The sequence below is a fragment of the Streptomyces sp. NPDC089915 genome (assembly GCF_040684675.1).
GTDB lineage: Bacteria > Actinomycetota > Actinomycetes > Streptomycetales > Streptomycetaceae > Streptomyces.
In genome coordinates, this window is record NZ_JBFBGN010000209.1 from 1 (window position 1) to 8,253 (window position 8,253).

Annotated in this window: 8 protein-coding genes; 6 read left to right on the forward strand and 2 right to left on the reverse strand. The window is 71.7% G+C overall.

The features are described from left to right. Positions 1-349: 349 nt before the first annotated feature. Positions 350-670: an antibiotic biosynthesis monooxygenase gene (locus AB0O29_RS33115; protein WP_365159289.1), complete on the forward strand. Its 321-nt coding sequence runs from the start codon at positions 350-352 to the stop codon at positions 668-670. 789 nt (positions 671-1,459) lie between these two features. On the opposite strand, the gene AB0O29_RS33120 is transcribed toward AB0O29_RS33115, so the two are convergent. Together AB0O29_RS33120 and AB0O29_RS33125 are read right to left on the reverse strand one after the other, a co-directional pair. Then, entirely contained in the window at positions 1,460-2,014 is a 555-nt protein-coding gene (locus AB0O29_RS33120; protein ID WP_365159292.1) for a hypothetical protein, read from the reverse strand. Beyond that, positions 2,007-2,786: an alpha/beta fold hydrolase gene (locus AB0O29_RS33125; protein ID WP_365159295.1), complete on the reverse strand. Its 780-nt coding sequence runs from the start codon at positions 2,784-2,786 to the stop codon at positions 2,007-2,009. The genes AB0O29_RS33120 and AB0O29_RS33125 overlap by 8 nt, the downstream gene beginning before the upstream one ends. A gap of 238 nt (positions 2,787-3,024) precedes the next feature. Between AB0O29_RS33125 and AB0O29_RS33130 the strand changes: the two genes are divergently transcribed. The 5 genes from AB0O29_RS33130 (at position 3,025) to AB0O29_RS33150 (ending at position 8,064) form a co-directional block, all read left to right on the forward strand. Then, positions 3,025-3,774 (forward strand): lysophospholipid acyltransferase family protein, encoded by a 750-nt coding sequence (locus tag AB0O29_RS33130; RefSeq protein ID WP_365159301.1) that lies wholly within the window; start codon positions 3,025-3,027, stop codon positions 3,772-3,774. A gap of 46 nt (positions 3,775-3,820) precedes the next feature. Then, a complete protein-coding gene (locus tag AB0O29_RS33135) occupies positions 3,821-5,035 on the forward strand; it encodes a DUF5931 domain-containing protein (protein ID WP_365159298.1) in 1,215 nt (404 codons plus the stop codon). A gap of 74 nt (positions 5,036-5,109) precedes the next feature. Next, positions 5,110-5,754, forward strand: coding sequence for a response regulator transcription factor (locus tag AB0O29_RS33140; RefSeq protein ID WP_365159304.1), 645 nt, complete (start codon positions 5,110-5,112; stop codon positions 5,752-5,754). A 169-nt stretch (positions 5,755-5,923) separates the two neighbouring features. Beyond that, positions 5,924-6,955, forward strand: a complete 1,032-nt coding sequence (locus AB0O29_RS33145) for a 6-phosphofructokinase (RefSeq protein WP_365159307.1) — start codon at positions 5,924-5,926, stop codon at positions 6,953-6,955. Between the two features lie 104 nt (positions 6,956-7,059). Beyond that, positions 7,060-8,064, forward strand: a complete 1,005-nt coding sequence (locus AB0O29_RS33150) for a 2-hydroxyacid dehydrogenase (protein WP_365159310.1) — start codon at positions 7,060-7,062, stop codon at positions 8,062-8,064. Positions 8,065-8,253: the final 189 nt, after the last annotated feature.

The following is an 8,253-nucleotide window of genomic DNA, read 5'->3' on the forward strand; positions in this document are numbered from 1 at the left end:
CCCCAAAGGAACGGGACGGATGTAAAGCGGGCATGCGGCGGGATCAGCGCCGAGCCGGGGAGGTCGGGACACGGCAGACCGGGCATCCGGCCCCCATAGCCGCAAGCGGCGGTCGGGGCCGACGGACGCATCAGATCGCTACGCGCTTCTCATGTCCCAGCGTCCGGCGGTCGCCGGGGGCCGCTACCCGCACGAAATGCCAACGGGACCGTCATCCGGTGCCGGTGGGCGCGCCAGATCGCTACGCGCTGCCGTCGTCTCGGCGGCTGCGGGCCGCCTGGGGCTGGTCGTAGGCGGGTACGACGTGTTCGACGGGGGTGGGACGGTTCGCGACTTGAAAGGAACACACGTGAGCGAGGGATTCGGTCTGGTCGTGCGCTTCGCGCTGCACGATCTGGAGGCCGCGAGGGCGTTCGACGAGCTGTGCACGACCACCCTGGAAGGCATCAAGAGAAGTGAGCCGGGGACGCTGGCCTACGTTGTCCACGTACCGGAGGGCGAGCCGCTGGTTCGTTTGTTCTACGAGTTGTACGCGGACCGCGCCGCGTTCGACGCGCATGAGGCGCAGCCACACACCAAGCACTTCCTCGCTGAGCGGGAGCAGTACCTTGCCGCTGTCGAGGTCACGTTCCTCGACGCGGTCAGGGGGAAGGTGGCAACAGGCCCATGAGCGAGGGCGCATTGCCGACGAGCGCCGGACGCCGGGACGGCAGGAGCGCGTAGCGATCTGACGCGCCCCTCCGTCCCGGATGGGGGTCCTGGTCGGCATTTGGTGCGGGTAGCGGCCCAAGACGGCCGGTAGCCGCTGAGATCTGGGCAGCGCGTAGCGATCTGATGCGCCCACCGGCCCCGGATGCCACTCTGATTGGCCTTTGGTGCGGGTAGCGGCCCCAGACGGGCGCCGGACGCCAAGCCGGGAGAAGCGCGTAGCGATCTGGTGCGTGGGCTGGCCCGGATTGCTGTTTGGCGCTGTCGGGGGCCGGGTGTGTGGTCTGCCGTGTCCCGACGACCCTGACTCAGCGCTGATACGGGCCCATGTCCAAGGAACGTCCGTCCCGTTCCTTTGGGGGTTTCCCGGCAGTCTTCGTTTTTCCGTGGCGGGACGGGCTGTCAAGAGTGGAGCGCAGCGACATCGCGTAGCGACGCGACGAAGGAGCGCTCTTGACTGACCGGCCCGACGCGGAAGGACGATGAGACTGGCGGGAAACCCCCAGCCCTCCCTGAGAACCCTTGGCTCAGACCCCGCCTGCCCCCGACCCGGTCGTTTTCCCGCTTCCGTCCGGCCAAGGCCCCGCCGAGCCGCCGACCCCGTCAGGCCGGGGAGGCGGGTGGGCAGCCGCCGGCCCGCCCCCGGCCCCTCGCGGGGGAGATGGCGGGCCTGTGCCGCGGCGGGCCGTCGTCGACGCCCGCGTCATGGACCCGCCAGGGGCGGGGGTGGGGCGGCGGTTAGCCGCGGTCCCTACACCACCGCCCCGCGGCCCGGGTCGTCATCGTCGTCGTTCGTGTCGCCCGACATGCGGGCCACCAGGGTGGCGAAGCCGCCGAGGAAGCCGCCGATGCCCAGGGTGGTCAGCCACCAGGTCATGTCCCACTGGAGCAGTACCGCCAGCAGCAGCAGGACCGGGCCGCCGACCACCGCCAGCCAGGCGAACTTCGCCGTCGTGTCCGCCGGCGGGAGCTCCGGCTCCGGGGGGACGAAGTGGCCCTCGTCGGATGCCTCGCCCGCCGGGCCGTCGTCCTTCGGCTCGGCCGGCGAGTGGTCGCGGGGGCCGATGCCGACGCCCGGGGCGAAGACCACCGAGCTGCCCAGCGCGGTCGGCGCCGTCGGCGGCGTGGCGGCCGGGGGCTCCGGCTGGACGTCCTCCTCGGGCAGCATCAGGTTCTCGATCGGCCGGAACGGGCGCGCTCCCGGCGGGTCCGGCGGCTCCTGCCCGTACCCGGCGACGATCGCGGCCCAGGCCGCCTCCTCGTCCAGCGGGGGCACGCCCCCGGAGGACTCCTCGTGCTCAGCCACCGCTGGCCGCCCCCTCCCTGCCGACGCTCTCCGCGAGCCGCCCGACGAACGCATAGCTGTCCGCGAAGATCCGCTCCGCGTCATGGTCCAACGTCGCCACGTGGTAACTCTGTTCCAGCAGGGTCTCGGTGACGTCCGTCGACGACACCCGCGCCAGGATCCGCTCCGAGTCCACCGGCGGGACCACGTGGTCCTGGGGGCTGTGGAGCAGCAGGACCGGCTGCGTGACCTGCGGCAGCTCGGTGTCCACGAGCTGGAAGAACTTGCGCAGCGAGTGCGCGGCCTTCGTCGGGACCCGGTCGTAGCCGACCTCCGCCGAGCCGGGCTTGGCGATGTCGCTGGCGATCCCCGGCGTCGACCGGATGAAGTGCTTGGCCACCGGAAGGGCGACGGCCAGGGGGTCGTGCACCTTGTTGGCCGGGTTGACGAGCACGATGCCGCGGATGGCGTCCCCGTGCTTGGCGGCCAGCCGCAGGGTCAGCGCGCCGCCCATCGAGAGCCCGAACACGAACACCTGCGTGCACCGGTCCAGCAGCTCCCGCAGCGCCCGGTCCACCTCGGCGTACCAGTCCTGCCAGCCGGTGAGCTGCATGTCCTGCCAGCGCGTGCCGTGTCCCGGCAGCAGCGGGAGCGAGACCGTCAGTCCGCGCTCGGCCAGGTACTCGGCCCAGGGGCGCAGGGACTGCGGGGAACCGGTGAAGCCGTGGCAGAGGAGCACGCCCACTTCTCCGCCCTCGTGGCGGAACGGCTCTGCTCCAGGGAGGACGGGCACCACAGTCTCCTAGTGGGTGAGGGGTTCGAGGATGAGGATGAGGATGAGGGTGACGAAGGTGAAGACCTTGACCATGGCGCGCGCGGGGTACGCGTACGTACGGGTGCGTCGCGCTGTGTGACTTCACGGTACGCGACCGGGATGGCACCGACCAGGGTCGTCGGGCGCTCTCGGTGGAGCTAGGGGTTATGGTCTGATCGACAGACACAGGAAGGCTTTCGAGTTGATCTACGGCGCAATGAAGTTCTCCATCGGCGGGTCCCTGAAGCTCGCCTTCAGGCCGTGGGTGGAGGGCCTCGAGAACATTCCCGCGGAGGGGCCGGCGATCCTCGCGAGCAACCACCTGTCCTTCTCCGACTCCTTCTTCCTGCCGGCCGTGCTGGACCGGAAGGTGACCTTCATCGCGAAGGCCGAGTACTTCACCTCCCCCGGGGTCAAGGGCAAGCTGACCGCGGCCTTCTTCAAGGGCGTCGGCCAGCTCCCGGTGGACCGCTCCGGTGCGCGTGGTGCGGGTGAGGCCGCGATCAAGAGCGGTATCGAGGTCATCGAGCGCGGGGAGCTGTTCGGTATCTACCCCGAGGGGACCCGTTCACCCGACGGCCGCCTCTACCGGGGCAAGCCCGGCGGTCTGGCCCGGGTGGCGCTGGCCACCGGTGCCCCGGTGATCCCGGTGGCGATGATCGACACCGAGAAGATCCAGCCGCCCGGCAAGGTGGTCCCGAAGCTGATGCGTCCGGGCATCCGGATCGGCAAGCCGCTGGACTTCAGCCGCTACCAGGGGATGGACGGGGACCGTTTCATCCTCCGCTCGGTGACCGACGAGGTCATGTACGAGATCATGAAGCTGTCCGGCCAGGAGTACGTGGACATCTACGCGACGGCCGCCAAGCGGCAGATCGCGGACGCCGAGAAGGCCGCCAAGGACGCCGAGAAGGCGGCCAAGGACGAGGCCAAGGACGCGGCCAAGGGCGACAAGGGCGCGGAGTAGTCCCCGCGGGCGGCCGGGTGCCGTCCGCGCGGCGGGGGTGGGGGAGATGGCGCCGAAGCGCGAGCGCGTCGTACGCATGTCGGTCGAGCAGCCGTTGTGGCGGGCGCTGACCGCGTACCGGCTGCTCACCATGGTCTACGCGGTGCTGCTGTTCGTCTCCGCGTACAAGGACTTCGTCCGCCCCTGGGTCGCGGTCGGCTATCTGGCCGTCCTCGTCGTGTGGACGCTGGCCACCCACCGCCGGGTGGGCGGCGCGGCCGGCTGTACCCGGGGGTTCCTGGCCGCCGACCTGACGGTCGCCCTCGCCGGGATCGCCCTCACCCCGCTGGCCGACGCCCACGCCCGCATCGCGGGGGGCGGTCCCACCCTCCCCACCATCTGGACGGCCGGATCGGTCCTCGCCTTCGCCCTCAAGGGCGGCTGGCGCTGGGCCGGTGTCGCCTCGACCTTCGTGGCCTTCGCCAACATCGCCATCCACGGCGGCGACCCCACCCGGGACACCCTGCACAACGTGCTGCTGGTCTGGGTCGCCTCCATCGCCATCGGCTACGTCGTCGAGGTGGCCCGGGCCAGCGAGGCGACCCTGGCCCGCGCCCTGGAGATCGAGGCCGCGACCCGTGAGCGGGAGCGCCTGGCCCGCGACATCCACGACGGGGTCCTCCAGGTCCTCGCCATGGTCCAGCGGCGGGGCACCGAGCTGGGCGGGGAGGCCGCCGAGCTCGGCCGGATGGCCGGGGAGCAGGAGGTGGCCCTGCGGACGCTGGTCTCCAGCGGGCTGGTCCGCCCCTCGCGGGTCTCGCGCGACGAGTCGCTGGGCGCGCTGGTGGACACGTACGAGGTGGAGGAGCCGGGCGGTGACGAGGGCGAGCTGGACCTGCGGGCCCTGCTGGCCCCGTACGCCGGCTCCCGGGTGAGCTTCGCCGAGCCGGGCACCCCGGTGCCGCTGCCGGTGCCCGCAGCGCGGGAGCTGGCGGCGGCCGTGGGCGCCGCCCTGGACAACGTGCGCAAGCACGCGGGGGAGGGGGCCAGCGCCTGGATCCTCGTCGAGGACTGGGGCGACGAGGTGATCGTGACCGTACGGGACGACGGCCCGGGCATCCCGTCCGGCCGGCTCGACCAGGCGGAGGGCGAGGGGCGGATGGGCGTGGCCCTGTCCATCCGGGGCCGGCTGCGCGATCTCGGCGGCAGCGCCGAGCTGGTGTCCGTCCCCGGGCAGGGCACCGAAGTGGAACTGAAAGTACCGAGGGGGAGGACCCAGTGAACGACAGCGGCAACGAGAGTGGCGGCGGCAACGACGGCGGTGGCGTCGGCGGCGAGCTCCACGAGATCAAGGTGATGGTCGTCGACGACCATCCGATGTGGCGGGACGCGGTCGCCCGCGACCTGGCCGCCGCCGGGTTCGACGTGGTCGCGACGGCCGGGGACGGCCCGGAGGCCGTGCGCCGGGCCCGCGCGGCCGGCCCGCGGGTGCTGGTCCTCGACCTCAACCTGCCCGGTATGCCCGGGGTGCAGGTCTGCAAGGAACTGGTCGGCGCCGATCCGGCGCTGCGCGTGCTGGTCCTGTCGGCGAGCGGGGAGCACGCGGACGTGCTGGAGGCGGTGAAGTCCGGGGCGACCGGCTACCTGATGAAGTCGGCCGGGGCCCAGGAGCTGATCGACGCGGTCCGCCGGACCGCCGTCGGCGACCCGGTGTTCACCCCGGGCCTGGCCGGGCTGGTCCTCGGGGAGTACCGGCGCCTGGCCACCGACCCGGCACCGGCCGCCGCCGACGAGCCGAAGGCCCCGCAGCTGACCGACCGGGAGACCGAGGTGCTGCGGCTCGTGGCCAAGGGGCTGTCGTACAAGCAGATCGCCGAGCGGCTGGTCATCTCGCACCGCACGGTGCAGAACCACGTCCAGAACACCCTGGGCAAGCTCCAGCTGCACAACCGGGTGGAGCTCGTCCGGTACGCGATAGAACGCGGGCTCGACGACGCGTGAGAACGACGCGTAAGGGGGACGCGCAAGTCCGCACCGGTCGTACTTACTTCCCCTTACGAGTGAAAGCGCGTACGCAACGCCCCGTAATTCCACCGGAATTGACCACTCCAGGCCCCTCGCTGTGACCTGGGTCACCACTAGCGTGACCGTCATGGCGAAGGGAGATTCCATGAAGGTCGGAGTGCTCACGGGCGGCGGCGACTGCCCCGGGCTCAACGCGGTGATCAGGGGCGTCGTCCGCAAGGGCGTCCAGGAGTACGGATACGGGTTCGTCGGGTTCAAGGACGGCTGGCGCGGACCGGTCGAGGGGGACACCGTCCCGCTGGACATCCCCGCCGTCCGCGGGATCCTGCCGCGCGGCGGCACCATCCTCGGCTCCTCGCGCACCAACCCGTTCAAGACGGAGAACGGCGTCCGCGCCATCAAGGAGAACCTCGCCAAGGCCGAGGTCGACGCGCTCATCGCGATCGGCGGCGAGGACACCCTGGGCGTGGCCGCCCGGCTGTACGAGGAGTACGGCATCCCCTGCGTCGGCGTGCCCAAGACCATCGACAACGACCTGTCGGCCACCGACTACACCTTCGGCTTCGACACGGCCGTCGGCATCGCCACCGAGGCCATCGACCGGCTGCACACCACGGCCGAGTCCCACATGCGGGTGCTGGTCTGCGAGGTGATGGGCCGGCACGCCGGCTGGATCGCCCTGCACTCGGGGCTGGCGGGCGGGGCGAACGTCATCCTCATCCCCGAGCAGCGCTTCGACGTGGACCAGGTCTGCGCCTGGGTGACCTCCCGCTTCACGGCGAGCTACGCGCCGATCGTGGTGGTGGCCGAGGGCGCCATGCCCAAGGACGGCGACCTGGTGCTCAAGGACGCCGTCTCCCGGGACTCCTTCGGGCACGTCCGGCTGTCGGGCGTGGGGGAGTGGCTGGCCAAGGAGATCGAGGCGCGGACCGGCAAGGAGGCCCGTACGACGGTCCTCGGCCACATCCAGCGCGGCGGCACCCCGAGCGCCTTCGACCGCTGGCTCGCCACCCGCTTCGGGCTGCACGCGATCGACGCGGTGCGCGACGGGGACTTCGGGAAGATGGTCGCGCTGAAGGGGACGGACATCGTCCGCGTGCCGATCGCCGAGGCGACGGCGAAGCTGAAGACGGTGGACCCGGCGCTGTACGAGGAGGCCGGGGTCTTCTTCGGCTGAGCCGCCGCTGAACCGCCGCTGAGCCTCTGCGGAGGGTCGCACCACGGGACGTATCGTGACGAAAGCGATGGAACGGCCCGTGGTCCGACCTTTCGGGAGTGAGCGTGGAGATCCTGGCCTTCGGAGTGACCGCCGACGAGGAGCCGCTCCTGGAGCGCGCCTTCGCGGTGGAGGGCCGGCACGAGGTCCGCTGCCTGGACGTCTTCCTCACCGAGGACACCGCCCCGATCGCCGCCGGGTACGAGGTGGTCTCCTCCAGCGTCAACGCCGAACTGGGCGGCCGCGTCCTGAACGTGCTGGCGGCGGGCGGGACGAAGCTGATCGCCCAGCGCTCCACCGGCTTCAACAACATCGACCTCGACGCGGCCCGGCGGCTGGGGCTGACCGTCAGCCGGGTCTCGTACTACTCCCCCCACTCGGTCGCCGAGTTCGCCTGGACGCTGGCGCTGGCCGTGAACCGGCGCATCGTCCGGGCCTCCAACCGCACCCGGGACTTCGACTTCCGGCTGAACGGGCTGATGGGCCGCGACATGCGGGGCCGCACGGCGGGGGTGCTCGGCACCGGGAAGATCGGCGAGGCGTTCACGCGGATCGCCCACGGGTTCGGGATGCGGCTGCTGGGGTGGGACGTGGTGCCCAACCCGGCGTGCGTGGAGCTGGGGATGGCGTACGTGGAGAAGGAGGAGCTGTTCGCCTCGGCGGACCTGATCAGCCTGCACGTGCCGCTGCTGGACGAGACCCACCACATCGTCGACGCGGGCGCGCTGGCGGTGATGAAGGACGACGTGATCCTGGTGAACTCCAGCCGGGGCGGGCTGATCGACACGGAGGCGCTGGTCGGGGAGCTTCGGGCGGGGCGGTTCGCGGGGGTCGGGCTGGACGTGTACGAGGCGGAGGCGGGGGTGTTCTTCCTGGACAAGTCCCTGGAGGCGGTGCCGGACGACACGCTCGCGCGGCTGATCACCTTCCCGAACGTCGTCGTCACGTCCCACCAGGCCTACTACACGCACGACGCGGTGGGACAGATCATCGAGGCGACGGTCCGCAACGTGGCGGACTACCTGGCGGGCCGCCGATCGGAGAACACCCTGGTCCCGGGCCCGGCCTGACCGGCGGCGCCTGAGGCGGGGCTCCATGGAGCCCCGCCGGCGATCGAGGCGCGGGGTCCGGGGCGGAGCCCCGGGGAACGGTGGAAGGGCGGGCCCCGCACCTTCCCGCTGGTGGTCAGGGGCAGCCCGCCCCGGGGCAGCAGGACGACCTCGGAGACGTACAGGCCGAGCGCGTCCGCGAGCCGCCGC

Bases quoted from the DNA above. Each gene is read 5' to 3' on its own strand.
- AB0O29_RS33130 (WP_365159301.1), top strand. From the start codon at position 3,025: ATGAAGTTCTCCATCGGCGGGTCCCTGAAGCTCGCCTTCAGGCCGTGG.
- AB0O29_RS33135 (WP_365159298.1), top strand. From the start codon at position 3,821: ATGGCGCCGAAGCGCGAGCGCGTCGTACGCATGTCGGTCGAGCAGCCG.
- AB0O29_RS33140 (WP_365159304.1), top strand. From the start codon at position 5,110: ATGGTCGTCGACGACCATCCGATGTGGCGGGACGCGGTCGCCCGCGAC.
- AB0O29_RS33145 (WP_365159307.1), top strand. From the start codon at position 5,924: ATGAAGGTCGGAGTGCTCACGGGCGGCGGCGACTGCCCCGGGCTCAAC.